The organism is Mesorhizobium sp. P2_D1 (genome assembly GCF_056404455.1).
This window is the reverse complement of record NZ_JBFUDZ010000128.1, coordinates 1-1,503: the sequence shown is the minus strand read 5'-3', so window position 1 is coordinate 1,503 and position 1,503 is coordinate 1. Positions and strand designations below refer to the sequence as shown.

The following is a 1,503-nucleotide window of genomic DNA, read 5'->3' as shown; positions in this document are numbered from 1 at the left end:
AACAAAGATACTGTAAGGTTGATTACGGTACACATACGCATAGTCTCCCGATTCGCAGTCGCTGCCGTGGCATCCAAACGATATTGCTTTGTTTGCAAGAGCATCCGTAATCTTCGAGAAATTTCCAGTGGCCTTTGCGTACAGTCCTACGGTATGCGCCCCAAACCATGTCAGATATCGTTGGGAATTCGGTTGCTGGGCCGAGGGCGTGGCCTGCAAAACCTGCAGGGCAGCCGATGCTATGTTATTTGCTTCCGCCAGCGCAGCGCCAATATCATCCTGTTGAGGGCTGTCACACTGGTCGAATTTGGGAGCCGAGAGCGGTATCCGTTCCGGAGGAATCCGACCTGACAGAAGCCTGAACGTGGCGGCGTTGCTCAAAACTGCTGCCCGTCTCAGGGCACCTGGACGGCCAATCAGCAGACCCACTCCCTCTGTATCGTAGGTAACCGCATAGTTCCCTGCTTCATAGATGGCGTAGTACAATGACAGATCGACGGGCACCGAAATCGATTGTCCGGGTTCAATATTGATAAAATCAGCCTCAGTCGGTTCTCCTCGCTTCACCAAACGGCCGATATACTGAATTGGCTGCGACCCTCTCGTCACTGAAAATATTTCGCCGGAGACGCCGTTGATTGGCGTGGTCCACCTGAGCACCCTGATCGGGCTGCCTGATCGGTTCGTGAGAGTAAAGTCAATAATTAGGGGGGTATCGTTTCCATAAGAAGGCAGGCGCGATTGCAGAACTATCTCAATTTCCTGATTCTGCTGCGCAAACGCCAAAGGCACAACGCTAAAAAAACATGAAAGTGCCAATACAATATTTCGAACAATACTCAGCATTTTTATGCTCCTATATAACCACGATTAGACTCTATTGCTTCGTCTAAGTGAGTTTTTAGTTAGCGATAACATACCGGAAACGCCAACGGCCTACCTTGCAAGTTAGGAATGAAATTGCTGCAGGCCGGGCATTGCAACTTACCGCAAATTCAAAAAAACAGGAACACGAAATCATGTCCGTGGCCTCGTATGCCATCGATTTCGGCTGACACCTTCTTTGGGGTGGTATAAGATGAATGGGTACTTTTCCATCAAGCTCCATAAGAGGGGGCCGTCATGAGCGAGCGTCGGAAAGGCATAATAACCAGTTGCGCGATTTTGAGGTTTTTTGCCCTGGTTTTCGGGTTCTGTTTTGCTTTCAGCGGCACTGCTTCAGCTGATTCCTGCGGAACAGAGGCTACTCCCGGTTGGAATCTCGAGAATCCTCCGGCCGAAGATCGTCAAGCAATTCAAGATCTTTTGTCCCGCTATGCCTGGACGATCGACGAAAGAAATGCAGCCGCGTTCACCGCCCTCTTTGCGAAACCGCAATCGTCTTACTATGAGATTTGCAGTACAAGCAGCAGTATCCTCAAGTTGACACTCGACCTTGGTCCGGAGTCGCCAGACGATCTTCTTGAGCAGATGAAAATAATAGTTAAGAAACTGGAAACCGAT

General features: G+C 49.8%; 2 protein-coding genes. One reads left to right on the top strand and one right to left on the bottom strand.

Annotation, left to right across the window (positions count from 1 at the left end; all coding sequences use genetic code 11):
• The coding region (locus AC1D0I_RS32465) for a M35 family metallo-endopeptidase (protein ID WP_477400164.1) at positions 1-846 on the bottom strand (846 nt) is incomplete at its 3' end.
• A gap of 276 nt (positions 847-1,122) precedes the next feature.
• Between AC1D0I_RS32465 and AC1D0I_RS32460 the strand changes: the two genes are divergently transcribed.
• Positions 1,123-1,503: nuclear transport factor 2 family protein (locus tag AC1D0I_RS32460; RefSeq protein WP_477400163.1), on the top strand; the 381-nt coding region annotated here is incomplete at its 3' end.